At 72.2% G+C, this 24,159-nt stretch carries 20 protein-coding genes; 13 read left to right on the top strand and 7 right to left on the bottom strand.

Annotation, left to right across the window (positions count from 1 at the left end; genetic code table 11):
• On the bottom strand, positions 1–1,317 hold the full coding sequence (locus tag ACFCXS_RS05045) for a PucR family transcriptional regulator (RefSeq protein ID WP_376641684.1): 1,317 nt from the start codon (positions 1,315–1,317) through the stop codon (positions 1–3).
• A 152-nt stretch (positions 1,318–1,469) separates the two neighbouring features.
• Here ACFCXS_RS05045 and ACFCXS_RS05040 point away from each other — a divergent pair, with 152 nt between their 5' ends.
• From ACFCXS_RS05040 to ACFCXS_RS05025, 4 genes are all read left to right on the top strand, one after another.
• Complete coding sequence (locus ACFCXS_RS05040) at positions 1,470–2,396, top strand: proline dehydrogenase family protein (RefSeq protein WP_376641683.1); 927 nt, start codon at positions 1,470–1,472, stop codon at positions 2,394–2,396.
• A gap of 34 nt (positions 2,397–2,430) precedes the next feature.
• Positions 2,431–4,062 carry an L-glutamate gamma-semialdehyde dehydrogenase gene (pruA, locus tag ACFCXS_RS05035; RefSeq protein WP_376641682.1) on the top strand — a complete coding sequence of 544 codons (1,632 nt, stop codon included), beginning with the start codon at positions 2,431–2,433 and terminating at the stop codon, positions 4,060–4,062.
• 76 nt (positions 4,063–4,138) lie between these two features.
• Positions 4,139–4,681: a GNAT family N-acetyltransferase gene (locus ACFCXS_RS05030; RefSeq protein WP_376641681.1), complete on the top strand. Its 543-nt coding sequence runs from the start codon at positions 4,139–4,141 to the stop codon at positions 4,679–4,681.
• 279 nt (positions 4,682–4,960) lie between these two features.
• Positions 4,961–5,092 carry a hypothetical protein gene (locus tag ACFCXS_RS05025; protein ID WP_104781486.1) on the top strand — a complete coding sequence of 44 codons (132 nt, stop codon included), beginning with the start codon at positions 4,961–4,963 and terminating at the stop codon, positions 5,090–5,092.
• 52 nt (positions 5,093–5,144) lie between these two features.
• Here ACFCXS_RS05025 and ACFCXS_RS05020 read toward each other — a convergent pair whose 3' ends face one another.
• Positions 5,145–6,722: a purple acid phosphatase family protein gene (locus tag ACFCXS_RS05020; protein ID WP_376641680.1), complete on the bottom strand. Its 1,578-nt coding sequence runs from the start codon at positions 6,720–6,722 to the stop codon at positions 5,145–5,147.
• A gap of 155 nt (positions 6,723–6,877) precedes the next feature.
• On the opposite strand from ACFCXS_RS05020, the gene ACFCXS_RS05015 reads away from it, so the two are divergent.
• Both ACFCXS_RS05015 and ACFCXS_RS05010 read left to right on the top strand, forming a co-directional pair.
• Complete coding sequence (locus ACFCXS_RS05015) at positions 6,878–7,921, top strand: 3-isopropylmalate dehydrogenase (protein WP_376641679.1); 1,044 nt, start codon at positions 6,878–6,880, stop codon at positions 7,919–7,921.
• Positions 7,922–8,163: 242 nt separating this feature from the next.
• Positions 8,164–9,252, top strand: coding sequence for a branched-chain amino acid aminotransferase (locus ACFCXS_RS05010; RefSeq protein WP_376641678.1), 1,089 nt, complete (start codon positions 8,164–8,166; stop codon positions 9,250–9,252).
• A 67-nt stretch (positions 9,253–9,319) separates the two neighbouring features.
• On the opposite strand, the gene ACFCXS_RS05005 is transcribed toward ACFCXS_RS05010, so the two are convergent.
• A complete protein-coding gene (locus ACFCXS_RS05005; protein ID WP_376641677.1) occupies positions 9,320–10,783 on the bottom strand; it encodes a cytosine permease in 1,464 nt (487 codons plus the stop codon).
• A 114-nt stretch (positions 10,784–10,897) separates the two neighbouring features.
• Between ACFCXS_RS05005 and ureA the strand changes: the two genes are divergently transcribed.
• The 5 genes from ureA to cimA all read left to right on the top strand — a co-directional run bounded on the left by ureA (position 10,898) and on the right by cimA (position 16,972).
• Positions 10,898–11,602: an urease subunit gamma gene (gene ureA, locus ACFCXS_RS05000; protein ID WP_376641676.1), complete on the top strand. Its 705-nt coding sequence runs from the start codon at positions 10,898–10,900 to the stop codon at positions 11,600–11,602.
• Complete coding sequence (locus ACFCXS_RS04995) at positions 11,599–13,311, top strand: urease subunit alpha (RefSeq protein ID WP_376641675.1); 1,713 nt, start codon at positions 11,599–11,601, stop codon at positions 13,309–13,311. Before ureA ends, ACFCXS_RS04995 begins: the two co-directional genes overlap by 4 nt.
• A 9-nt stretch (positions 13,312–13,320) precedes the next feature.
• Positions 13,321–14,397, top strand: a complete 1,077-nt coding sequence (locus ACFCXS_RS04990) for an agmatine/peptidylarginine deiminase (RefSeq protein WP_376641674.1) — start codon at positions 13,321–13,323, stop codon at positions 14,395–14,397.
• 9 nt (positions 14,398–14,406) lie between these two features.
• Positions 14,407–15,006 carry a TetR/AcrR family transcriptional regulator gene (locus ACFCXS_RS04985; RefSeq protein WP_376641673.1) on the top strand — a complete coding sequence of 200 codons (600 nt, stop codon included), beginning with the start codon at positions 14,407–14,409 and terminating at the stop codon, positions 15,004–15,006.
• A 361-nt stretch (positions 15,007–15,367) separates the two neighbouring features.
• Positions 15,368–16,972 (top strand): citramalate synthase, encoded by a 1,605-nt coding sequence (cimA, locus tag ACFCXS_RS04980; protein ID WP_376641672.1) that lies wholly within the window; start codon positions 15,368–15,370, stop codon positions 16,970–16,972.
• A 40-nt stretch (positions 16,973–17,012) separates the two neighbouring features.
• Here cimA and ACFCXS_RS04975 read toward each other — a convergent pair whose 3' ends face one another.
• Positions 17,013–17,699: an SLATT domain-containing protein gene (locus ACFCXS_RS04975; protein WP_376641671.1), complete on the bottom strand. Its 687-nt coding sequence runs from the start codon at positions 17,697–17,699 to the stop codon at positions 17,013–17,015.
• A gap of 112 nt (positions 17,700–17,811) precedes the next feature.
• Here ACFCXS_RS04975 and ACFCXS_RS04970 point away from each other — a divergent pair, with 112 nt between their 5' ends.
• Positions 17,812–19,149 carry a hypothetical protein gene (locus tag ACFCXS_RS04970; protein ID WP_376641670.1) on the top strand — a complete coding sequence of 446 codons (1,338 nt, stop codon included), beginning with the start codon at positions 17,812–17,814 and terminating at the stop codon, positions 19,147–19,149.
• Positions 19,150–19,486: 337 nt separating this feature from the next.
• Here the strand turns inward: ACFCXS_RS04970 and ACFCXS_RS04965 are convergent, their stop codons facing one another.
• From ACFCXS_RS04965 to ACFCXS_RS04955, 3 genes are all read right to left on the bottom strand, one after another.
• Positions 19,487–20,659 carry a Cmx/CmrA family chloramphenicol efflux MFS transporter gene (locus ACFCXS_RS04965; protein ID WP_376641669.1) on the bottom strand — a complete coding sequence of 391 codons (1,173 nt, stop codon included), beginning with the start codon at positions 20,657–20,659 and terminating at the stop codon, positions 19,487–19,489.
• A gap of 465 nt (positions 20,660–21,124) precedes the next feature.
• Positions 21,125–21,910: a trypsin-like serine protease gene (locus ACFCXS_RS04960; RefSeq protein WP_376641668.1), complete on the bottom strand. Its 786-nt coding sequence runs from the start codon at positions 21,908–21,910 to the stop codon at positions 21,125–21,127.
• A 219-nt stretch (positions 21,911–22,129) separates the two neighbouring features.
• The gene (locus tag ACFCXS_RS04955; protein ID WP_376641667.1) at positions 22,130–22,732 is read right to left on the bottom strand and encodes a YceI family protein; all 603 of its coding nucleotides are present in this window, start codon (positions 22,730–22,732) and stop codon (positions 22,130–22,132) included.
• A 362-nt stretch (positions 22,733–23,094) separates the two neighbouring features.
• On the opposite strand from ACFCXS_RS04955, the gene ACFCXS_RS04950 reads away from it, so the two are divergent.
• Positions 23,095–23,952, top strand: coding sequence for an SDR family NAD(P)-dependent oxidoreductase (locus ACFCXS_RS04950; RefSeq protein WP_376641989.1), 858 nt, complete (start codon positions 23,095–23,097; stop codon positions 23,950–23,952).
• Positions 23,953–24,159 lie beyond the last annotated feature (207 nt).

Here is a 24,159-nt window from a genome sequence, read left to right as displayed (position 1 = left end):
TCACAGTCGGTGGGCCTTGAGGGCCATGTGCAGCAGCAGACGGTCCTCGCCGTCGTCGAGGTCGAGGCCGGTGAGCTTCTCGATCCGGGACAGGCGGTAGTACAGGGTCTGGCGGTGGATGCCCAACTCGGCGGCGGCCCGGGCGGCCTGGCCGGCGCAGTCGAGGTAGACCTCGGCCGTCCGGGCGAGTTCGTGATGGACCGGGGTGAGCAACGCGCGGGCGACGGGGTCGTGAGCGACCTCGGGGGGCAGGGCGGTGAGCAGCCGGAACGGCCCGATCGACGCCCACCGCGCGACCGGCCCGAAACGCGCCTCGGCCAGTGCCGCCCGGGCGGCCGCCGACGCCTCCCGCCAGGCGGTTGCCGACTCGGCGAGGCCGGAACGGGGGGTGGCGAGACCGGCGGCCGCCGATCCCGGGCCGTCGCTCTTCCCGCTCGGGGTGCTCGGTGTGCTCGCCCCGCTTGCCCTGCCCGGCCCGCTCCCGGTTCTCCCGCTCGCCCCGCTCTCCGGGCCGCTTGCGCCGCGCGCCCGCTCCAGCAGCCGCCCCGCCGCCGTGGTCGCCGGAGTCAGGACGTCCGGGGAGCGCAGGCGGATCAAGACCGCCAGGCACTGGGCCGCCGCTCCCCACGGCAGGGTGCACAGCGCCGTCGCACCGGGGACCGCACGGACCGACGGTGCGTCGTCCGGATCGGCCGAGGGCCAGGGGGCGACGCACAGCAGGGCGTGGAGGCCGTCGGCGCGGGGGCCGAGGGCCGTACGGAGCTCGGCGACGGCCATGTCGCTCTGCCAGCCGGGCTCGGCGGTGAGGACGGCCCGGAGCTCGCGGCTGAGGTCGGCGCCGTGCTGCGCCTCGTCCGCGAGCAGGGCGCCGATACGGGCCGTGACCCCCATGGCGGCGGTGAGCCGGGGCTCGCTCGGGCCGGGGTCGTCGTCCAGGAGCCAGACATAGCCGTGCACCACGCCCCGGTGACGGACGGGGAGGCAGATCCGGCCCCGGTAGACCCCGGCCTCCGGTGTCGGAGGGATACGGACCGGCGCCGTCGCCCGGGTGATGCCGAAGCCCTCGAACCAGGCCCGGACCGCCGCCGTCGAACGGCGGGTGAGGATCGAGCGGGTGCGCACCGGGTCCAGGGCCGACGGGTCGAGGTCGCCCTCACTGTCGTAGGCCCCGAAGGCGATCAGCTCGAAGTCCCGGTTCTCCAGGGTCGCGGGCGCGCCCAGCAGCTCCGAGATCTCCTCGACCAGCTCCTCGTAGTCGCCCCTGTGTTCCGACGTCACCCGGGCATTGTCGCGCACTTCCCGGAACCCTTCATACATCTGTCTGAGATCTGCGGCACGGATGCGTGACAGCTGTCGATGGCCCACGATCGGAGGGATCCTTAGGTTTCACGGTGGTTCTCCGTGCCGTACCCGACGCGTCATGCGCGAGGGGTCCGGCCATCACGTTGCTTGTGCTCTGGAGGTGCCCCGTGCTGGGTCCCGTGATTCTCGCCGCGTCCCGCAGCGACCGGATGCGACGCCTGATCTCGGCGGCCCCGGTGACCAAGCAGGTCGTCGACCGCTTCATCCCCGGCGAGGACGTCGACGACATCGTCCCCGTCGTCCGGGACCTCGCCGACCACGGCCTCGAACTGACGATGGACGTCGTCGGCGAGGACATCACCAACCCCGCGCAGGCCGCCGCAGCCCGGGACGCCTACCTGGAGCTGGTCGACCGCCTCAAGCCGCTGGAGCTCGGCACCCGCGCCGAGATGTCGGTGAAGCTGTCGATGTTCGGGCAGGCCTTGGACGACGGCCACGAGCTGGCCCTGAGCAACGTCCGCCCGGTTGTCGAGGCCGCCGCCGAGATCGGCACCACGGTCACGCTCGACGCCGAGGACCACACCACCCTCGACTCGATGTTCGCCATCCACGAGGAGCTGCGGAAGGACTTCCCGCAGACCGGCTGCGTCATCCAGGCCTACCTGTTCCGCACCGAGGCGGACGCCCGCCGCCTCGCGGAGAGCGGCAGCCGGGTCCGCCTGGTCAAGGGCGCCTACAAGGAGCCTGCGTCGGTCGCGTACCAGGAAAAACACGAGATCGACCGGGCATACGTCCGCGTTCTGCGGACGCTGATGGCGGGGGAGGGGTACCCGATGATCGGGTCCCACGACCCGCGCCTGATCGCGATCGGCCAGGAGCTCGCCCACCAGGCCGGGCGCAAGCTCGACGAGTACGAGTTCCAGATGCTGTACGGCATCCGCACCGACGAGCACCTGCGGCTGGCCGCCGAGGGCCACCGGATGCGCGTCTACACCGCGTACGGCACCGACTGGTACGGCTACTTCATGCGCCGTCTCGCGGAGAAGCCGGCCAACCTGCGCTTCTTCGCCCGCAGCATGCTCACCAAGGGCTGACCGAATCACCGCTCAGTAAGGAGTTACGGAAAACATGGACGCTGTGACCCAGGTCCCCACCCCCGTCAACGAGCCGGTGCACGGCTACGCCCCCGGCTCGCCCGAGCGGGCCCGCCTGGAGGCCAAGCTGAAGGAGCTGGCCGACAACCCCGTCGACCTGCCCTGCACCATCGGCGGCGAGAAGCGGATGGGCGGCGGCGAGGCCTTCAAGGTCGTCCAGCCGCACAACCACCGGGCCGTGCTCGGCACGTACCGCAACGCCACCCAGGCGGACGCCCAGGACGCCATCGACGCGGCCCTGGCCGCCGCTCCCGCCTGGCGTGCGATGTCCTTCGACGACCGCGCGGCGATCATCCTGCGCGCCGCCGAACTGCTGTCCGGGCCCTGGCGCGAGACGCTCGCCGCCTCCACCATGCTCGGCCAGTCCAAGACCGCCCAGCAGGCCGAGATCGACACGCCCTGCGAGCTGATCGACTTCTGGCGGTTCAACGTCTCCTACGCCCGCAAGCTGCTCGCCGAGCAGCCCCCGGCGAACTCGCCCGGTGTGTGGAACCGTCTGGACCACCGCCCGCTGGAGGGCTTCGTCTACGCGATCACGCCCTTCAACTTCACCGCCATCGCGGGCAACCTCCCGACGGCCCCCGCCCTGATGGGCAACGTCGTCGTCTGGAAGCCGTCCCCGACGCAGACCCACGCCGCCGTGCTGCTGATGCAGCTGCTGGAGGAGGCCGGTCTGCCCAAGGGCGTCATCAACCTCGTCACCGGTGACGGCATCGAGGTCTCCGAGGTCGCCCTGGAGCACCGCGACCTCGCCGGCATCCACTTCACCGGCTCGACGCCCACCTTCCAGTACCTGTGGAAGACGGTCGGCAACAACATCGAGAAGTACCGCACCTACCCGCGCCTCGTCGGCGAGACCGGCGGCAAGGACTTCCTCGTCGCCCACCCGTCGGCCGACCCGGCGATCCTGAAGACGGCGTTCACCCGCGGTGCCTTCGAGTTCCAGGGCCAGAAGTGCAGCGCCACCTCCCGCGCGTACATCCCGGCCTCGATCTGGAACGCGGGCTTCAAGGAGGAGCTCGCGGCCGAGGTCGACGGCATCAAGATGGGTGACGTCACCGACCTGTCGAACTTCATCGGCGCCGTCATCGACGAGCGTGCCTTCGCCAAGAACAAGGCCGCCATCGACCGCGCCAAGGAGGACGCCACCTGCACGATCGTCGCGGGCGGCACCTACGACGACTCCGAGGGCTATTTCGTCCGCCCGACCGTCATCGAGTGCACCGACCCGGAGAACGAGGTCTTCCGCACCGAGTACTTCGGCCCGATCATCGCCGTGCACGTCTACGAGGACGACAAGTACGACGAGATGCTGACCCAGATGGAGTCCGTCTCCGACTACGCCCTGACCGGCTCGGTCATCGCGAACGACCGCGCGGCGGCGGCCTACACGGCCGACAAGCTCCGCTACGCGGCCGGCAACTTCTACATCAACGACAAGTCGACCGGCGCCGTCGTCGGCCAGCAGCCCTTCGGCGGCGGCCGTGCCTCCGGCACCAACGACAAGGCCGGCGCCCCGCAGAACCTGATGCGCTGGACCCTGACCCGCGCCATCAAGGAGACGCTGGTCCCGCCGACGGACTACACGTACCCGCACATGGGCTGACACCCCCCCCGCACGAACCGCCGGGCCAGGTCGAAAAGACCTGGCCCGTCGGCATGCCGGGCGAAAGACTGGGCCGATGACCATCCCTGTGCGCACCGCCCACACCGCCGATCTGAGCCCCGCCGAACTCGACGCCGTGCGCGGCCTGCTGGACGCCGCGTTCGAGGGGGACTTCGGGGACGAGGACTGGGATCACGGGCTCGGCGGCATGCACGCCCTCGTGCACGACGGCTCCGGGCTCGCCGCGCACGGGGCGGTCGTGATGCGGCGGGTGCGGCACGGGGGGCGGTGGTTGCGGGCCGGGTACGTCGAGAACGTCGCCGTGCGCGCCGACGTCCGCCGTGGCGGCCTCGGCGGGCGGGTCATGGCGGAGCTGGAGCGTGTCGTCGACCGCGCCTACGATCTCGGCGCCCTGTCCGCGAGCGACGAGGGTGCCCGGCTCTACACCTCCCGCGGCTGGGAGTGCTGGAGCGGTCGGGTGCACGCCCTCGGCCCGCGGTACGGCATCGTCCGGCTGCCGGAGGAGGAGGGCAGCACGTATGTCCGCACCGCCCTGGCCGGCTCCCTCGACCCCGCGCACGAGCTGGTCTTCGACTGGCGCGACGGCGACGTGCTCTAGAAATCACCGCAGGTCAGCACGGTGTGACCCAGTCCACCGTCTCAGATAGTAGGAAGTCCGAGTAATTGTGGAGACAGACGCTCCGCGCTCCCTTAGCTTTGTAGGAGCCGAACGTCTCGCTCGACCAAGCGAATGGCGGTCGTGAGCCGGGCCCCGTGCAGGCAACCCCTGCGGCACCGCTCCCCGCCCCTTTGGGGGTCCCACCCACGCCCATTAGGCAGTGGGGGAGTCTCGTAACCCTCCCTGTGCACTCCGTGCTGTCGAAGGAGTCGATTTCCCATGGCCGAGACGACCGTCCGCCGCCGAGTCCGCCACGTCTCCCGCACGACCGAGTCCGACCGGAAGAACGCCGCCGCCGCGCTCCAGCGCGCCCTCGACCGCAGGGACAACGGCGGATCCAGCGGCCACTGAGCCGCGCACCGCAACAGGACCGGGAGCCGCCCGACGGGGCGCGGTGCGGGTCTCATGCCCCGCGCCGCACCTCGAAGTGGTCGATCCGCTCACCGCTCGACGCCAGCGCCGACACCTTCAGCCTCGGCCTTGCGCCGCTGACCGCCTCCACCGAGAGGAACGAGAAGCCGCGGTAGCGCACCCGTGACCACTGCGCCGACTCCGCCTTGGTGTCCCGGGACTTGGTCCACCGGAACGTGGTGACCGGCTCGTGGTCGGCGGTGTTCCCCTCGTAGCTCTCCTTGACGCCGTCGGGGAAGCCGTACAGGTCCTTGCCGCCCCCGCCCGCGGTGACGTACACGATCCCGTCCCGCCGCGGATCCGTCGTCCCGCCGACCGGCACCGGCCGGCCCACCTCGCCGTTCCGGATGGCGTCCGTCCGCTCGTAGACGTGGTTGTGCCCGTTGATCACCAGGTCCACCTCGTGCCGGGCGAACAGCGGCAGCCACTCGGCGCGCACTCCGCCGTCGGAGGCGTGCGTGGACGTCGAGTACGCGCAGTGGTGGAAGAAGACGACGATGAAGTCGACGTCCTTCGAGGACCGCAGCTCGCCGAGCTTGCCGTCCAGCCACGTCGTCTGCCGGCCCTCCGTGTAGCCGAAGTTGGCGGGGATCTCGTAGGACACGTCGTTCGCGTCCAGCGCGACCACACCCACGTTGCCGTACGTGAAGGCGTACACCCCCGGTGCCGTGCGCGCGTCGAAGCCGCTGTCCGGCAGGGAGAACCGGGCGAGCTGGCCGCCGTAGCCGTCGGGTGAGTACCAGGCCTCCATGTCGTGGTTGCCGGTCGTCACCATCCACGGCACCGACCGCGCCACCGGCTCGGTCTGCTTCAGGAACCGGTCCCACTGGCTCGCGTCGAAGACGTCCGACTCCTTGCCCTTGCCGGTCGGATCGGCGTAGCAGATGTCACCGGCGTGCAGATGGAAGGCGGGCTCGTGGCGCAGCAGCGTACGGTCGTTGAGGGCCGCCTCGTCACCGACGCCCTGGTCGCCGAACGCGGTGAACACGAAACGCTCGGGCGCACTCGCCGGTGCCGTGCGGAAGGACGTGACGGTCGACCGGTGCCGTGGGGAGGCCGGGTCGAAGCCCTCGTGGCCGACGCCGTAGTAGTACGTCGTGTCCGGACGCAGGCCGTCCAGCGCGGCGTGCAGGTAGTACTGCTCGACCGCCGCCCGGATGCCCTTCAGCTCCGGGGTGTGCAGGTCGCGCAGCTCCGCCTCGACCTTGCGGCCGAGGTCGTCGGGGCGCAGGCCCACCCGGACGTACGGCTTCTTCACCGCGAGCGGCACCTGCCAGGAGATCCGCATCTGCGTCTTCGGATCGGCGCCGAAGGCCAGATGGCGGCCGAACGGGGTGACGAAGGAGCCGGGCGCCTTCGACGTGGCGGGCGCCGGGCCCCCGGTCGCCGTGGCGCCGCCCTGCCCGGCACGGGAGCCGGAGCCGCAGCCGGTCAGCAGGCCGCTCGCCACCGCGCCCGCGGTCACCAGGGTGCGCCTTCGCGACAGCCGCGTCCGCAGGTACTCGTGCTGCTCCGCCATGCTCATCCGGCCGGCGAGCTCGGGCGGGATGCCGAAGTGAGGGATCTCCATGTCCCGAGAACTTCCCAGCAAAGGCCAACGACCGCACCACATACGGGTGAACGGCACCCGACGGACGCGTGCCGTCCCCCGGGTGGACGCCTCCGGATGTGTCCGCATCACGGACACCGCGTGTCATCCCATGGGACGAGGAGTAGGGTGCCCGCATGTCTCGCAGCATCAATCTCGCAGTGATTCCCGGTGACGGCATCGGCCAGGAGGTCGTGGCCGAAGGCCTGAAGGTCCTCTCCGCCGTCCTTCCGCAGGATGTGAAGCTGGAGACCGAGGAGTACGACTTCGGCGCCCGGCGCTACCACGCCACCGGTGAGACCCTCACCGACGCCGACCTCGACGCCCTGAAGCGGCACGACGCCATCCTGCTCGGCGCGATCGGCGACCCGTCCGTGCCGTCCGGCGTCCTGGAGCGCGGCTTCCTGCTCAAGCTGCGCTTCGCCTTCGACCACCACGTCAACCTGCGTCCCTCCAAGCTGCTGCCGGGTGTCGCCACCCCGCTCGCGGGCGAGCCGGAGATCGACTTCGTCGTGGTCCGTGAGGGCACCGAAGGCCCGTACACCGGCAACGGCGGCACGATCCGCAAGGGCACCGAGCACGAGGTCGCCACCGAGGTCTCCGTGAACACGGCCTTCGGCGTCGAGCGCGTGGTCCGGGACGCCTTCGCCCGGGCGCAGGCCCGCCCCCGCAAGAAGCTCGCGCTGATCCACAAGAACAACGTGCTGACCTTCGCGGGACACCTGTGGACGAACGTCTTCAACAAGGTGGCCGAGGAGTTCCCCGAGGTCACCACCGAGTACATGCACGTGGACGCGGCGACGATCTACCTCGTCACGCAGCCCGAGCGCTTCGACGTGATCGTCACCGACAACCTCTTCGGCGACATCGTCACCGACCTCGCCGCGGCCGTCTCCGGCGGCATCGGCGTCGCCGCGAGCGGCAACATCAACCCCTCCGGCGACTTCCCGTCCATGTTCGAGCCCGTGCACGGCTCGGCCCCGGACATCGCCGGGCAGGGCAAGGCCGACCCGACCGCCACCGTGCTGTCCGTCGCGCTGCTCCTGCGCCACCTCGGCTACGAGGCCGAGGCCGCCCGCATCGACGAGGCGGTCGCCGCCGACCTCGGCGAGCGCGCCGGCAAGCCCGCCCGTACCACCTCGGAGACCGGCGACGCGCTCGCCGTACGCGTAGCCGGCTGACCCGCCGCTGCTTTCCGCAGGCCGCCGGGTCGCATCCGCGCCCGGCGGCTTCCGCATGTTCCCGCCGGGTGCCACCCTCGACCACCGGGCCGCAGTCACCCCGTTCCTTCCGCCGCCGCCTCCGGGCGATAATCGAACGCGAGGCCGCGGAATGAGGGAATGCTCGGACGTCCTAGCACTGGTCACCATCAGAGCAGTACCGAGCGCGGCCCGTCACTACAACCGGTGAAGGACATCAACCCATGACGACGCCCACGATCGAGCTCAAGCCCTCCGCCAACCCGCTCTCCGCCGCCGAGCGCGAGCAGATCCTGGCCAACCCCGGGTTCGGCCGCCACTTCACCGACCACATGGTGACGATCAAGTGGACGGAAGGCCGGGGCTGGCACGACGGCCAGCTCGTGCCGTACGCGCCGATCTCCCTCGACCCCGCCACCACGGTCCTGCACTACGCACAGGAGATCTTCGAAGGGCTGAAGGCCTACCGGCAGCCCGACGGATCCGTGGCCACCTTCCGGCCCGAGAAGAACGCCGAGCGGTTCCAGCGCTCCGCCCGCCGGCTCGCGATGCCCGAACTGCCGGTCGAGACGTTCATCGAGGCGTGCGACGTCCTGGTGCAGCAGGACAAGGCGTGGGTGCCGGCGCACGGCGGCGAGGAGTCCCTCTACCTGCGCCCGTTCATGATCGCCACCGAGGTCGGGCTGGGTGTGAAGCCGGCCAACGAGTACCTGTTCCTGGTGATCGCCTCCCCGGCCGGGGCGTACTTCCCCGGTGGTGTGAAGCCGGTGTCCATCTGGGTCTCCGAGGACCGCGTCCGCGCCGTCCCCGGCGGCATGGGCGACGCGAAGACGGGCGGCAACTACGCGGCGTCCCTGCTCGCGCAGGCCGAGGCCGCGACGAAGGGCTGCGACCAGGTCTGCTACCTCGACGCCGTGGAGCACACGTGGGTCGAGGAGCTGGGCGGCATGAACCTGTACTTCGTGTACGGCGACAAGATCGTCACGCCGTCGCTGACCGGGTCGATCCTGGAGGGCGTCACGCGCGACTCCCTGCTCGCCGTCGCCCGCGACCTCGGGTACGAGGCCGAGGAGGGCCGGGTCTCGGTCGACCAGTGGCAGCGGGACTCGGAGAACGGGTCGCTGACGGAGGTCTTCGCCTGCGGTACGGCCGCGGTGATCACTCCGGTCGGTACGGTGAAGCGGGCCACGGCGGAGTGGAAGCAGAGCGGGGGAGAGCCGGGCGAGGTCACGCTCCGGCTGCGCCAGGCGCTGCTTGACATTCAGCGGGGTACGGCCTCGGACGCCCACGGTTGGATGCACCGCCTGGGCTGACCGCGCCCGGGCCCCCGGGGGCTCCGCCCCCGGACCTCCGGGCCCGTCCCCCCCCCCACCGCCCGCATCAGTCGGACACCGATGCCGGTGCAGGGGCCTCGACCCCGGGTTCCGTCGAAACGGACCCCGGGGACGACACCAGATACGCCACCCCTCCCACCACCCCCGACAGCAGGAAGCTGCAGTCCACCCCGCCCGTCAGCGCCAGCAGGGGGCCCTCGTAGGGCGGCAGGGACACCGCCAGGACGCCCACCGTCGCCCCGGCCGCCCAGGAGAGGGCCGCCGGGACGTTCCAGCCGGAGCGGTACCAGTAGACGCCGCCCCGGGCGCGGCGGTTGAAGACCTGGAGGGCGTCCGGGTCGTAGACGCCGCCGCAGCGGGCGAAGCCGATGAGGGTGATGACCGCCCAGGGCGTGCCGATGGCGGTCAGGAGCAGCACGAAGGACGTCATCGCGTCCTGCGCGGTCGAGTAGTAGTGCCCGGCGAAGACACAGACCGTGGCGACGGCCGCGACCACATGGGTCGCCGCCGTGGCGACGGCCGCGACCACATGGGTCGCCCGGGCCCGGGAGGCGCGCGGCAGGATCGCGTCCAGGTCGAGACCCATCGAGTACAGCATCAGCCCCGCGTTGCCGACCGACCCCGCCGAGGCCGCGAGCAGCAGCGGGACCAGGTACCAGCCGGGGGCCGCGTCGACCAGCGGGCCCGCGTAGTCGAGGGCCGCTCCGGCCGCGTACGCCGTGAACGTGCCGAACAACTGCGGCACCAGCAGGCCCAGCATCAGTCCCAGCCAGGTCGCGTGCAGCACCCGGCGGGGGGAGTGCCGGGCCGGTGAGATGTAGCGGGTGTAGTCGCCGAGCAGCGTGATGAACGCGACCGGTCCGGACAGTCCGGCAGCCACCGCCGCGAGCAGCCACGTGGGCCAGAACCCGCCCAGCAGATAGCCGCCGGCCTCCGGCAGCGCCGCGGCGGTGAAGCCGGGGGCGTAGGCGATCACGCCGAGCGCCAGCAGGGCCGTCATGCCGAACGCCAGCACCCGTGACATCGCCAGCAGGACCCGGTAGCCGTAGACGGCGCCCGCGACGGTGGCCGCGGCGAGCAGCCCGTAGACCACGCCGTACGAGATCCCGCCCTGCGGCAGTCCGGCCAGCCGGCCCAGCACGCTCACCATCACGTCCCCGCCGATCCACACCGTCAGCGCGGTGTAGCCGAGGGCCAGGAGCAGCCCGACCACCGAGCCGACCAGCCGCCCGCGCACCCCGAACTGCGCGCCGGAGGAGGTCGACAGGTTGGTGCCGGTGCGCAGCGACACCAGCGCCAGCGGGGCCGTGAACAGCACGCCCACCACCGTGCCGGCGAGCACCGCGCTGACCGACGACCACCAGTCCAGGCCGAACGACGGCGGCAGCCAGCCGAAGACGATCACACCCAGGCAGAGGTTGGAGCCGAGCAGGATCGAGACGAGGTCGCGTGGCCCGCTCGTGCGTTCCTCCTCCGGGACGGTGTCGACTCCGCGCTGTTCGATCGGCATGCTGGTCTCCCTCAGTTAGAGCGACGTTCAATGTGCTGCGCGCATTGCTCCACCGTCAACCTTTCGGTCGATGGAATTCATGTTTAGAGTGATGCTCTAAATGGAGGGAGTGACATGCGGCTGACCCCGACCGAACGCGACCGGCTGCTGCTCTTCGGCGCCGCCGAGCTCGCCCGCGCCCGCAGGGCGAGGGGACTGAGGCTCAATGTCCCCGAGGCGACCGCGCTCATCGCCGACACCGTGTGCGAGGCCGCCCGGGACGGCAGGCGGCTCGCGGAGGCCGTCGAGGCCGCCCGGTCCGTCCTCGGGCCCGGCGACGTGCTGCCCGGTGTCGCCGACGTCGTCACGGAGGTGCACGTCGAGGCCGTCTTCGACGACGGCTCCCGGCTCGCGGTCGTCTCCGACCCCATCGGAGGCGGCTCGGGGCCGGACGCCCCGGGTGCGCTGCTGCCCGGGCCGCGGGACGCCGAGCCCGAGCCGGCCGAGCGGCTCACGGTCACCAACACCGCGGCCGTGCCCGTCTCGGTGACCTCCCACTTCCACTTCTTCGAGGCCAACCCGCGGCTCGACTTCGACCGCGAACGGGCCTACGGCATGCGGCTCGCCGTGCCCGCGGGGTCGTCCGTCCGGTTCGGGCCGGGGGAGAGCGCCGAGGTCGGGCTGGTGCCGATCGGGGGCGGGCGGATCGCGATCGGTTTCGCCGGGCTCGTCGACGGGCCGCTGGACGCGCCGGGCGCCAAGGGGGAGGCCCTGAGGCGGGCCGCCGCCTGCGGCTATCTCGGCGTACCGGAAACAGCCGGTCAGGAGGTCGGGCGATGAGCCGCCCAGGAGGCCACCCCGCCGAGGCGCGCCGCCTCACCCCGTACGAGTACGCCGCCACGCACGGCCCCCGCGCCGGCGACCGCATCCGGCTCGGTGACTCGGGTCTGGTCGTCGAGGTCGAGTCCGACTCCCAGCGCCGGGGCGACGAGTTCCTCGCCGGTTTCGGCAAGACCGCCCGCGACGGACTGCACCTGAAGGCGGCGGCGGTCCGCGAGACCTGTGACGTCGTCATCAGCAACGTCGTCGTCATCGACGCCGTGCAGGGCGTCCGGAAGGTGTCCATCGGCATCCGCGAGGGCCGCATCCGCGCGATCGGGCGGGCCGGCAACCCCGACACCCTCGACGGGGTCGACGTCGTCGTCGGCACGGGTACCTCGATCGTCTCCGGCGAGGGCCTCATCGCCACCGCCGGGGCCGTCGACACCCACGTCCACCTGCTGTCGCCGCGCATCATGGAGGCGTCGCTCGCCTCCGGCGTGACCACGGTCGTCGGGCAGGAGTTCGGGCCGGTGTGGGGCGTCGGCGTCAACTCGCCCTGGGCGCTGCGGCACGCGTTCAACGCCTTCGACGCCTGGCCCGTCAACATCGGCTTCCTGGGCCGGGGATCGTCCTCGCACGAGGCGCCCCTGGTCGAGGCCCTCGCCGAGGGCGGCGCCTGCGGGTTCAAGGTGCACGAGGACATGGGCGCCCACACCCGCGCGCTGGACACCGCCCTGCGCGTCGCCGAGGAGCACGACGTCCAGGTCGCCCTGCACAGCGACGGGCTGAACGAGTGCCTGTCCGTGGAGGACACCCTGCGCGTGCTGGAGGGCCGCACCATCCACGCCTTCCACATCGAGGGCTGCGGCGGCGGGCACGTCCCCAACGTCCTGAAGATGGCGGGCGTGCCGAACGTCATCGGCTCCTCCACCAACCCCACCCTGCCCTTCGGCCGGGACGCCGTCGCCGAGCACTACGGCATGATCGTCTCCGTCCACGACCTCAAGACCGATCTGCCCGGCGACGCCGCCATGGCCCGCGACCGCATCCGCGCGGGGACCATGGGCGCCGAGGACGTCCTGCACGACCTGGGCGCGATCGGCATCACCTCGTCGGACGCGCAGGGCATGGGACGCGCGGGCGAGACCGTCCGCCGAACGTTCGCCATGGCCGGGAAGATGAAGGCCGAGTTCGGCGCCCCCGACGACGAGCACGACAACGAGCGCGTCCTGCGCTACATGGCCAAGCTGACCATCAACCCCGCACTCGCGCACGGGCTCGCGCACGAGGTCGGATCCATCGAGACCGGCAAGCTCGCCGACATCGTGCTGTGGCGGCCCGAGTACTTCGGCGCCAAACCGCAACTGGTGCTGAAGGCCGGCTTCCCGGCGTACGGCGTGGTGGGCGACCCGGGCGCGGCGACCGACACCTGCGAACCCCTCGTCCTCGGGCCGCAGTTCGGCGCGCACGGGGCGACACCGGCCGACATCTCGGTGGCGTTCGTCGCGCAGGCCGCGCTCGACCAGGGGCACGACACCATGCCGACCCGGCGCCGCAGGGCCGCCGTGCGCGGCACCCGCGGCATCGGCCCGGCCGACCTGCGCCTCAACTCCCGTACCGGAACGGTCGACGTCGACCAGCGCACCGGTCTCGTCACCCTCGACGGCGAGCCGCTGCGCTCCGAGCCCGCCGAGTCCGTCTCCCTCAACCGTCTCTACTTCCTCTGAGGATCAACGATGTCCGCAGCCGCCGACGGCTTCCGCATGCCCGCCGAATGGGCCCCGCACGAGCGCACCTGGATGGCCTGGCCGGGCCGGAACCAGACCTTCGACGACCCCGGGGAGCTGGCCGCCGCCCGGGGCGCCTGGGCCGCGGTCGCCAGGGCCGTACGCCGCTTCGAGCCGGTGACGGTGGTGTGCGGGCCGGGGCAGTCGGGCGAGGCGCGCGCCCTGCTGGGGGAGGACGTCGACACGGTCGAGCGGGACCTCGACGACGCCTGGATGCGCGACGTCGGCCCCACCTTCCTGACCGACGGCAGGGGAGGACTGGCAGCCGTCGACTGGACGTTCAACGGCTGGGGCGCCCAGGAGTGGGCCCGCTGGGAGCACGACGCGAAGATCGCCGGGCACGTCGCCGACCTCGCCGGGGCGCGGACGTACCCCTCGGAGCTGGTCAACGAGGGCGGGGCGATCCACGTCGACGGCGAGGGCACGGTCCTGCTGACCGAGACCGTCCAGCTCGGCCCGGAGCGCAACCCGGGCTGGACCCGCGAGCAGGTCGAGGCCGAGATCCACGCGCAGCTCGGCACCCGCAAGGCGATCTGGCTGCCGCGCGGCCTGACCGGCGACTACCCTCCCCCGAGCTCCCGGCCCGGCTCGAGCAGGGGGAACCCTCATCCCGTCTTCGGCACCCTCGGCCACGTCGACATCGTCGCGGCGTTCGCCCGCCCGGGCGTCGTCGTGGCCCACTCCCAGCCCGACCCCGCCCATCCCGACCACGAGGTCACCCGGGAGGTCATCGGCCTGCTGAAGTCGCAGACGGACGCCCGCGGCCGGCGCCTGGAGGTCGTCGAGGTCCCCGCCCCGACCGTCCTGGAGGCCGACGGCCACTGGGCCGACCACTCCTACATCAACCACTACCTGTGCAACGGCGGCGTGGTGCTGTGCGGTTTCGACGACCCGCGCGACGAGATCGCCGCGGGCGTCTTCCGCCGCCTGTTCCCCGAGCGCACCGTGACGCTGGTGGACGCCCGTACGATCTTCGCGGGCGGTGGCGGCATCCACTGCATCACACAGCAGCAGCCGAGGATCTAGGAGTCGCACATGGCCGGAGGGCGACGGCAGGCCCCGCCCCGTGAGGACGTCCTCGCCGCGGCCATGGAGATGATCGCCGAGCGCGGCCTGGAGAAGCTCACCATGGCCGCGCTCGGCCGCGAGGTCGGCATGAGCAGCGGGCATCTGCTCTACTACTTCGGCTCAAAGGACGAACTGCTGCTGCGCACCCTGGAGTGGAGCGAGGGCCGGCTCGGCGCCGAGCGGGGGCGCCTGCTCACCCGGACCGCGCCCGCCCGCGAACGCCTCGACGCCTACGTCGACCTGTACGTCCCGGACGGGCACCGCGACCCGCACTGGACGCTGTGGCTGGAGGTCTGGAACCGCTCGCAGAACGCCGATGAGGACGCCCGGGAGCGGCAGGCCGCCATCGAGGGCGCCTGGCACCGCGACCTGGTCGCCCTGCTCGCCGAGGGCATCTCGCGCGGGGAGTTCCGCCGCGTCGACCCGGACCGCTTCGCCGCCCGGCTGCGGGCGCTGCTCGACGGCTTCGCCATCCACGTGGCGATCGGCCTGCGCGGCACCGACCGGGCGCAGATCCTCCGGCACGTGGGCGAGTTCCTCACCGACAGCCTCCTCACCGACGGCTGAGAGCCCTCCCGGGCTGTGCCCGTCCGGGCTGTGCCCGTCCGCGTCCGTCACCCGAGGTGACCGACCGCATCCTGAGACGGCGGTGAGCGGAGCGCGGGGGGTGTGCCAAACTGCCCTCGTGCTCTCGTTCGCCATGATTATTGGCAGCAGGCGCGCCGGTCCGCAGTGACCATCACGTACGACCAGGTACGGGTGGACACCGTCGTCCTCGACCCGCGCGCAGACCTCTCGCACCCGCGAGAGGTTTTTCGCATTTCTGGCCCACCCACAGCCGGAGGCGAGAGCGCGAGGGAGTATGTGAGGGCGGTGGAGCCGGTCATTCCGGTACGACCGAGATCCCATCCTCAGGAGCCTTGAGACCATGACCGAAACCAGCGAGCTCGACGATTCGTTCCACGTCTTCGACACCACCCTGCGCGACGGCGCCCAGCGGGAGGGCATCAACCTCACCGTCGCGGACAAGCTGGCCATCGCACGGCACCTGGACGACTTCGGCGTGGGCTTCATCGAGGGCGGCTGGCCGGGCGCCAACCCCCGGGACACCGAGTTCTTCGCCCGCGCCCAGCAGGAGATCGACTTCCGGCACGCCCAGCTCGTCGCGTTCGGCTCCACCCGCCGCGCCGGCACCACAGCCGACCAGGACCCTCAGGTCAGGGCGCTCCTGGAGTCCGGCGCACCGGTGATCACGCTCGTCGCCAAGTCGCACGACCGCCACGTCGAGCTCGCCCTGCGCACCACCCTGGACGAGAACCTGGCGATGGTCCGCGACACCGTGTCCTACCTCAAGGACCAGGGCCGCCGGGTCTTCATCGACTGCGAGCACTTCTTCGACGGCTACCGTGCCAACCCCGAGTACGCCAAGGCGGTCGTCCGAACGGCCTCCGAGGCCGGCGCCGACGTCGTCGTCCTGTGCGACACCAACGGCGGCATGCTCCCCGCCCAGATCCAGGCCGTCGTCTCCACCGTCCTCGCCGACACCGGCGCCCGGCTCGGCATCCACGCCCAGGACGACACGGGCTGTGCGGTCGCCAACACCCTGGCCGCCGTCGACGCCGGCGCGACGCACGTGCAGTGCACGGCCAACGGCTACGGCGAGCGCGTCGGCAACGCCAACCTCTTCCCGGTCGTGGCGGCCCTGGAACTGAAGTACGGCAAGAAGGTCCTGCCCGAGAGCCGTCTGCGGGAGATGACCCGCATCTCGCACGCCATCGCCGAGGTCGTCAACCTCACCCCCTCCACGCACCAGCCCTACGTCGGCCTCTCGGCCTTCGCCCACAAGGCCGGGCTGCACGCCTCCGCGATCAAGGTCGACCCGGACCTGTACCAGCACATCGACCCCGAGCTGGTCGGAAACACCATGCGGATGCTGGTCTCCGACATGGCCGGACGCGCCTCCATCGAGCTCAAGGGCAAGGAGCTCGGCGTCGACCTCGGCGGCGACCGCGAGCTGGTCGGCCGGGTGGTCGAGCGGGTGAAGGAGCGCGAACTCGAGGGCTACACCTACGAGGCCGCCGACGCGAGCTTCGAACTCCTGCTGCGCGCCGAGGTCCAGGGCAGGCCGCTGCGCTACTTCGAGGTCGAGTCCTGGCGGGCCATCGTCGAGGACCGGCCCGACGGCTCCCACGCCAACGAGGCCACGGTCAAGCTGTGGGCCAAGGGCGAGCGCATCGTCGCCACCGCGGAGGGCAACGGCCCGGTCAACGCCCTCGACCGGTCCCTGCGTGTGGGCCTGGAGAAGATCTACCCGCAGCTCGCCAAGCTGGAGCTGGTGGACTACAAGGTCCGCATCCTGGAGGGCAAGCACGGCACCAACTCCACGACCCGTGTGCTGATCTCCACGTCCGACGGAGCGGGCGAGTGGTCGACGGTCGGCGTCGCCGAGAACGTCATCGCCGCGAGCTGGCAGGCTCTGGAGGACGCGTACACCTTCGGGCTGCTGCGGGCGGGCGTCGCTCCGGTTGAGTAGCCGACGCCCCGGCGGGCCGGGTGGCCCGCCGGGGCGCGTGTCACATCGCCGTGTCCCGGGCCCGCGGCCCCGGGACCTCGCCGCCGCGGTCACGCCCGGGGGTCCGGTCCAGACGGAAGAGACCCGCGGTGTGGGAGCGCTGGGCGGTCGTGGTGCCGGTGGAGCGCGTCAGCTCCTCGACGCCGTCGGCGAGATAGCCGACCCACGCCGCGCCCTCGTCCTCGATGATCCGCTGCGCGTCGGTCCGCAGCCGCTCGATCACCCCGAGCAGGGCGGCCTGCTCCTTGTCGCTGGGGGAGTCGGTGGTCCTCAGGAACGCCTGCGCCCAGTCGGACTGCGCCTTCTTCAGGATCTGCTGCAGCGCCATCTCCGCGCGGATGTAGCGGGTCCAGGACGCCGAGAACCCGAAGATCCGGTCGAAGAGCACACACCCCGCGCCACCGGCCAGGAACACGAACCCCCACTCGGGCTGCACGGTCGTGGGCGAGGCCGCGTGCACCAGCGGCGTGATCGTGCCGACTATGCCCAGCAGTGTGGCGAGCGCCCGCAGCGAACGCGACCACAGCGACGGCCCCCGGCGGCGGGCCAGGTACCAGCCGATCGCCGACGTCACCTCCGCCTCGGCATGCCGGAACAGCTCCCACAACAGATCGGCGCGCGTCCGCGACCGGTCCAGCTCGGTCAGTTCGGACACCGTCATGTCCGCAGCCCTGCGTCGTCCGAACATGTCCCGCTCCCGCCCTCCTGGATGGCCAGGGGCATCCTAGGCGCAGCCGCGCCGGCAAGTCCCCGCCTCGACGGATAACCCTTTCTGTGCCGTTTCGGGTACTTTCGAACATATGAGGGCCGCACTGGTGCGTACCGTCGTACGTCTGCTGATCGTGCCGTTCGCCGCCGTGCTGGCGGTGCTGCTGGCCGGTGCGCCGGGCGCGCACGCGGCCACCGACCTCTCCCAGGTCGCCCAGGGACTGCGCGAGAGTCCCGTCTACGTCGATCCGGCCGCCTCCGGGCAGCTCGCGGCGTCGGACGCGCAGGCGCTCGCCGACAAGATCAAGGACGCCGGCAAGCCCGTCTTCGTGGCGGTCCTCCCGGCCGGCTTCCCCACGCAGGACCTCTTCCGGAACCTCCGCACGGAGACCGGCATCACCGGCCTGTACGGCGTCCACCTCGGCGACCGGTTCGACGCCCGGGCCGACAGCTCCGTGATGAGCAGGCAGGCGGTGTCCAACCTGGTCACGGCGGTGCAGGGCGCGGGTGACACCAAGGCCCAGCTGAACGACTTCGTCGACGACGCCCTGCGCAACGTGGGCGGTTCTGCGCCGAGCAGCTGGAGCGGCGGCTCGGGCACCGACGTGCCGGTCGGCGGCCTGATCACCGTCGGCGCCCTGGTGGCGGCCGGCGGCGCGGGCGTCTACGCCGTGGCCCGCCGCAACCGGCGCCGCCGCGAGGAGGAGCAGCGAGTCGCGCTGGAGAAGCTGCGGGTGGTCGTCGACGAGGACATCACCGCGTTCGGCGAGGAGCTCGACCGGCTCGACTTCCATCCCGGGGAGCCCGGCGCCGACGACGCGATGCGCACCGACTACGAGCGTGCCCTGGACTCCTACGAGCAGGCGAAGTCCCTGATGGCGGCCGCGACGAAACCGGAGGACGTCCGGGCCGTCACCCAGGCCGTGGAGGACGGCCGCTTCTGCTTGGCCCGGCTCGCGGCCCGCCGCGAGGGCGGGGCCCTGCCGGAGCGCCGCCCACCCTGCTTCTTCGACCCGCGCCACGGTCCCTCCGTGGCCGATGCCACCTGGACGCCACCGGCCGGCACCGCCCGCGAGGTCCCCGTCTGCGCGGCCGACGGCAGGCGTCTGGCCGAGGGCCGCGACCCGGCGATCCGCGAGGTCGACACCGACTACGGCCGCCGCCCCTACTGGGAGGCCGGACCGGCGTACGGCCCCTGGGCCGGCGGCTACTTCGGCGGCGGCCTGCTGCCCGGCCTCCTGGTCGGCACCATGCTCGGCAGCATGATGGCCGGCCCCGCCTACGCGGCCGACTACGGCTCCGGCTACGGCGACTTCGGCGGCTACGACGGCGGCGACATCTCCGGCGCGGACTTCGACGCCGGTGACTTCGGAGGGGGATTCGGAGGCGGTGACTTCGGTGGGGGCGGGGACTTCGGGGGCGGGTTCTGAGCGGGCTCGGGTTCTTAGCGGGCCCGGGTTCTGAGCGGGCTCGCGTTCTGGGCAGGCCCGGGTTCTGAGCGGGCTCGGGTTCTGGGCAGGCCCGGGTTCTGAGCGGGCTCGGGTTCTGGGCAGGCTCGGGTTCTGGGCAGGCCCGGGTTCTGGGCAGGCCCGGGTTCTGAGCGGGCCCGGGTTCTGAGCGGGCCCGGGTTCTGGGCAGGCCCGGGTTCTGAGCGGGCTCGGGTTCTGGCGCGAGCGGCGGCGAGCCGTACGCCCCGGCGCCGCGGGCGGGCGCCCGTGCCCGCGAGGGCGAACCGGGCCTGCCCCGGCGCGCCCCCACCGCATGAGCTCAGGGCCGTGCCGTCTCCTGTCCGACGGCCCGCTCCGGTTCGCGGGCGGCCACCCCGGCGACCGCGAACGCCAGCCCCACCAGACCCGCGCTGACCCACAGCGGCGCCCGGTACCCGAACCCCGCGTCGATCACCGCGCCTCCGGCCCAAGGGCCCAGCGCCGCGCCCACGTTGAACGCCGCCGTCGCGAAACCGCCGGCCAGGGTCGGCGCGCCCTGCGCCGCGTACAGCGCCCGGGCGATCAGCGTGGAGCCGACGCCGAAGGACAGGGCACCCTGGGTGAAGACGAGCGCGAGTGCCACGGCCGGGTGCCCGGCCCCGAGGGCCAGGGCGCACCAGCCCGCGCCCAGCGCCAGGCCCCCGCCGACGAGGACCGGCACGGGACGCCGGTCGGCGAAACGCCCCGCGGCGGTCACCCCGAGGAACGCCCCGGCCCCGAACAGGGCCAGGACTCCGGGGACCCAGGCGCTGCCCAGCCCCGTGACCTCGGTGGCCAGTGGCGCGAGATAGGTGAACGTGCAGAACGTCGCGCCGTTCACCAGGGCGCCCAGCAGCAGGGTGACGAGCAGCCGGGGGTCGCGCAGCGAGCGCAGTTCACCGCGCAGCGCGGGCGGCTCACCCCCGGCCGTACCGCCCGGCACGGACCGCGCCACCGCGAACAGCGCGGGCAGCGACATCAGCGCCACGGCCCAGAACGCGGCGCGCCAGCCCCACAGTTGGCCGAGCACGGCCCCGGCCGGGACCCCGGCGACACAGGCCAGCGTGACTCCGCCCAGCAGCGTGGACGTCGCCCGCCCCTTCTCGTCGGACGGAACCATGCCCACGGCGGCGACCAGGGCGACCGCCAGGAACCCGGCGTTGGCGAGCGCCCCCACCACCCGGGTGGCGAACAGGACGGCGAAGCTGCCGGTGAGCGCACCGGCGACATGGACGGCGAGGAAGACGACGAGGAACGCCAGCAGGGCGCCCCGCCGCGGCCAGCGCCGCGCGAGCCCCGCCACCAGGGGCGCCCCCACCACCATCCCGGCCGCGAAGGCCGAGGTCAGCGTGCCCGCCGCGGGGACGGACACCCCCAGGTCCCGGGCGATGTCCGGCACCAGCCCGGACAGCATGAACTCGGACGTGCCTTGCGCGAACACGGCAAGGCCCAGCAGAAGAAGAGCGAACGGCATGAAAGAACTCCGCACCGGAGGTCGACGTCGGACACGACAGGTCGGACGGCAAACCGGCAGCGGAGCGGAGCGGGCGGCCTCAGCGGCCCGGCATCGGCGTCACGAACAGCCACCGGAGAGCCGGTGGCCACACTCTGGACGCCTCGGGGCTGGACATGGACGGCAGGCTAGACGGGCCCGGGGGACCCGGTCCACCGGTTTTCCCGGGACTGCGCCCGGTGGTGGCCCCGCGAGGGCTCCGGCGACCAGGGCTGTACCCCGTCGGACAGGCCCGGCCGCTGCTCGCCCAGCGGAGACGGCAGTCGTGCCAAGGCGGATCCGCTGAGCGGGTCCGCACGACGGGTCCGCACGACGGGTCCGCACGACGGGTCCGCACGACCGGTCCGCACGACCGGTCCGCAGGGCGGAGGCCGTCACGCGGAACGGGCCCGGCACCCTCCGGCGCCGGGCCCTGGAAGCCGCGGGTCAGAGGGTCGACGCCGCCGAGGCGATGGCGGAGGCGAAGGTGGAGACCTCCGTGTAGACGCCCGGAGCCTTGGGCCGGGCGCAGCCCTCGCCCCAGCTCACGATGCCGACCTGGACGAAGTTGCCGGCGTTGTCCTTGCGGAACATCGGGCCGCCGGAGTCGCCCTGGCAGGTGTCGACACCGCCCGCGTCGAAGCCGGCACAGATCTCCTCGTTCGCGACGAGGCCGCTGTAGAGGCCGCCGTAGGCCTTGCACGCGGCGTCGCTGACGAACGGCACCGTCGCCTTGAGGAGGTAGCGCTGCTGGGAGCCGCCCTCACGGTTGGCGCCCCACCCGGCGACGGTGAAGTCACCGGTGTTGTACTGCGTCGTGGTGGCGATCTTCAGGGTCGGCAGGTTGATGGGCTGGGCCAGCTTGATCAGCGCCCAGTCCTTGCCGGTGCCGTTGTAGCCGGGGGCGCGCAGCACCTTGGTGGAACGGACCTGGACCCGGCCGCTGGCGGACTGCAGGTCGACGACCCCCGCGGTGGCGGTGATGCCGGTGTTGTTGCCGGAACTGCCCACGCAGTGCGCGGCCGTGAGCACGATCTGCTGGGTGTAGAGCGCGCCGCCGCAGCCCATGGAGAGCCGGACCATGAACGGGAACTCGCCCTGCGCGGCCCGGGTCCCGCCGACGACGGGGGACGGGGCGGCCTGCGCGGCGGAGACGGGCTGGAGACTGGCGATCGCGAGCGCGGCGGCGCCGAGGACCGCGCATCTCTTGAGGGCCGTGAGAAGTCTCTTCAACGTGATGCCTTCCGTGGGGGGTTGACTGGGGAGGTGCAACCGAAGCATCAGATTGACGAGCGCATGACAGCAGCAAGGGCAAAAAGAACGTCCATGTGCTGGCATGGACTGGTCAAAATATTGCTGCTGGATTATGGGAACGCCGACGGTCCTCGCACAAGGGGCCGGAACCGGCCAGACCGGCCCGGGCGATGATTCACCGGGCCGGTCCCGCGGGACTCACGCGTTCCTGATGGCCGAGATGTCGAAGTTCAGCTTGATCTTGTCCGAGACCAGGACGCCGCCGGTCTCCAGCGCGGCGTTCCAGGTCAGGCCCCACTCGGAGCGCAGGATCTCCGCCTTGCCCTCGAAGCCGACACGCTCGTTGCCGAACGGGTCCTTCGCGGCGCCGTTGAACTCGAGGTCGATGGCGAGCTTGCGGGTGGTGCCGAGGATCGTCAGGTCGCCGGTGATCCGGTAGTCGTCACCGCCCAGGGCCTCCACGCCGGTGGAGCGGAAGGTCATGGCCGGGAACTCGTCCGTCCTGAAGAAGTCCGCGCTCTTGAGGTGTCCGTCACGGTCGGCGTTGCCGGTCTCGATGCTGTCCATCACGACGTCGAGGGAGGCCGTCGAGCGCGCCGGATCGGTGCCGTCGAGCCGGAGCGTGCCGGTGAAGTCCTGGAAGCCGCCCTTGACGTTCGTGACCATGGCGTGCCGGGCGGTGAAGCCGATCGTCGAGTGCGCGGGGTCGATCGTGTAGTCGCCGGTCAGGGCGGCCAGCTCGGGGCTCACGGCGGTGTCTGCGGCGGCGGTCCGGGTGTCGGTGCGGCTGAAGATGCTCATGGTGTACGCCTCCTGTGCATGATGTTGAACGTTTAACCACTTCAACGCGACCCACCGTAGACCTATTCCGTTCAATGTTCAACATCTTCGGGAGGTTTCCTCCGCCTGACGTCTGCGGCACCCCTCTCGTTCCACCGCTTGGCCCAATTCCGGGGCCCTCCGGGGTGGCCCCGCCGGACGCGGTGCGCGGCGGCCGCGCACCGGTCGGCCCAGGGGTCGCGGACCCCGGGCAGCCGGAGCGCCCGCCCCCCGGCCGGCGGCCGGTGCGGTGGCGGCGTCCCGCGAGAGGGGGTTCCGTGTCAAGGGAGCGCATGGAGACAGACGAGACCACGGCGGACGCCCAGCGCAGGGGAGAGCGACTCGTGACACTCACCGGCTCCGGCTCGGCCTACGACCCACCGGCGGACCCCGCCCCGCGCCGCTCCACGGCCCCCGTCCCCGCCCGCGTGCACCAGTACGGGCCACCGCGACGTCTCGACCGGCGCGTGGCCCTGGTCACCGGCGCCTCGTCCGGCATCGGCGCGGCCACGGCACGCCGTTTCGCGATGGACGGCTGGCAGCTGCTCCTCAGCGGACGCGACCGCCACCGCCTGGAGCAGACGGCGTCCGGCACCTCGGCCGTCGTACTGCCCGCCGACCTCGCCGCCCCGGACGGCCCGCGCCTGCTGGCCCAGTCCGCGTTGCACGCCACCGGCCGCGTCGACGTCCTGGTCGCCGGGGCGGGCATGGGCTGGACGGGCCCCTTCACCTCCATGCCGCACACCGACATCGACCGGGTGCTGACCCTCGACCTCAACGCCACGCTGCACCTCGTGCGGGAGGTGCTGCCCTCCATGATCGCCGCCGGGCGGGGCCGTGTGGTGCTGCTCGGCTCGGTCGCGGGCTGCGTGGGCCTGCGGGAGGAGGCGGTGTACTCCGCCGCCAAGGCAGGGCTCGCCGCATTCGCCGAGGCGCTGCGCCAAGAGCTGCGCGGCACGGGCGTCGGCGTCACCCTCGTCGTGCCCGGAGCCGTCGACACGGCCTTCCACACCCGCCGCGGCAGGCCCTACGACGGCACCCGCACCGGTCTCCTCTCGCCGGGCTGCGTGGCCGGCACGATCTGGGAGGCCGTCCGGCAGAACCGCGACGAGGCCTACGTCCCCACCTGGCTGACCGTCCCCGGCCGGGTCCGGGGCCTCGCACCGGGTCTGTACCGCCGCCTGCTCAACCGTTTCGGCTGAGCAGCTGCATCCGCCGAGCCGCGGTGGCCGGCCCGTGCGACTGTGCCCCCCGGGGCCTCGCACCGGGTCCGTACGACCGAGCTGCTCAACCGTTTCGGCTGAGCAGCTGACCGCTCGCGCCGAGGCACATCGGCAGACCGTGCTGCCCCGCGAGTTCCCTACGGACTCATCTACGGACGCCGTCTGCCGAGCCGCGCACCGTGTCCG

This window comes from Streptomyces sp. NPDC056373 (assembly GCF_042262425.1).
GTDB lineage: Bacteria > Actinomycetota > Actinomycetes > Streptomycetales > Streptomycetaceae > Streptomyces.
Note: the sequence above shows the minus strand (reverse complement) of the source record. Positions and strands in the feature narration are given on the sequence as shown.

What these genes read in the sequence shown, in the direction of transcription:
- cimA (WP_376641672.1), top strand. Translation starts at nt 15,368, where the DNA reads ATGACCGAAACCAGCGAGCTCGACGATTCGTTCCACGTCTTCGACACC.
- ACFCXS_RS05010 (WP_376641678.1), top strand. Translation starts at nt 8,164, where the DNA reads ATGACGACGCCCACGATCGAGCTCAAGCCCTCCGCCAACCCGCTCTCC.
- ACFCXS_RS04990 (WP_376641674.1), top strand. Translation starts at nt 13,321, where the DNA reads ATGTCCGCAGCCGCCGACGGCTTCCGCATGCCCGCCGAATGGGCCCCG.
- ACFCXS_RS05045 (WP_376641684.1), bottom strand. Translation starts at nt 1,317, where the DNA reads ATGTATGAAGGGTTCCGGGAAGTGCGCGACAATGCCCGGGTGACGTCG.
- ACFCXS_RS04955 (WP_376641667.1), bottom strand. Translation starts at nt 22,732, where the DNA reads ATGAGCATCTTCAGCCGCACCGACACCCGGACCGCCGCCGCAGACACC.
- pruA (WP_376641682.1), top strand. Translation starts at nt 2,431, where the DNA reads ATGGACGCTGTGACCCAGGTCCCCACCCCCGTCAACGAGCCGGTGCAC.
- ACFCXS_RS05030 (WP_376641681.1), top strand. Translation starts at nt 4,139, where the DNA reads ATGACCATCCCTGTGCGCACCGCCCACACCGCCGATCTGAGCCCCGCC.
- ACFCXS_RS04975 (WP_376641671.1), bottom strand. Translation starts at nt 17,699, where the DNA reads ATGTTCGGACGACGCAGGGCTGCGGACATGACGGTGTCCGAACTGACC.
- ACFCXS_RS05015 (WP_376641679.1), top strand. Translation starts at nt 6,878, where the DNA reads ATGTCTCGCAGCATCAATCTCGCAGTGATTCCCGGTGACGGCATCGGC.
- ACFCXS_RS05005 (WP_376641677.1), bottom strand. Translation starts at nt 10,783, where the DNA reads ATGCCGATCGAACAGCGCGGAGTCGACACCGTCCCGGAGGAGGAACGC.
- ACFCXS_RS04985 (WP_376641673.1), top strand. Translation starts at nt 14,407, where the DNA reads ATGGCCGGAGGGCGACGGCAGGCCCCGCCCCGTGAGGACGTCCTCGCC.
- ACFCXS_RS04970 (WP_376641670.1), top strand. Translation starts at nt 17,812, where the DNA reads ATGAGGGCCGCACTGGTGCGTACCGTCGTACGTCTGCTGATCGTGCCG.
- ureA (WP_376641676.1), top strand. Translation starts at nt 10,898, where the DNA reads ATGCGGCTGACCCCGACCGAACGCGACCGGCTGCTGCTCTTCGGCGCC.
- ACFCXS_RS04995 (WP_376641675.1), top strand. Translation starts at nt 11,599, where the DNA reads ATGAGCCGCCCAGGAGGCCACCCCGCCGAGGCGCGCCGCCTCACCCCG.
- ACFCXS_RS04965 (WP_376641669.1), bottom strand. Translation starts at nt 20,659, where the DNA reads ATGCCGTTCGCTCTTCTTCTGCTGGGCCTTGCCGTGTTCGCGCAAGGC.
- ACFCXS_RS05020 (WP_376641680.1), bottom strand. Translation starts at nt 6,722, where the DNA reads ATGGAGATCCCTCACTTCGGCATCCCGCCCGAGCTCGCCGGCCGGATG.
- ACFCXS_RS05025 (WP_104781486.1), top strand. Translation starts at nt 4,961, where the DNA reads ATGGCCGAGACGACCGTCCGCCGCCGAGTCCGCCACGTCTCCCGCACG.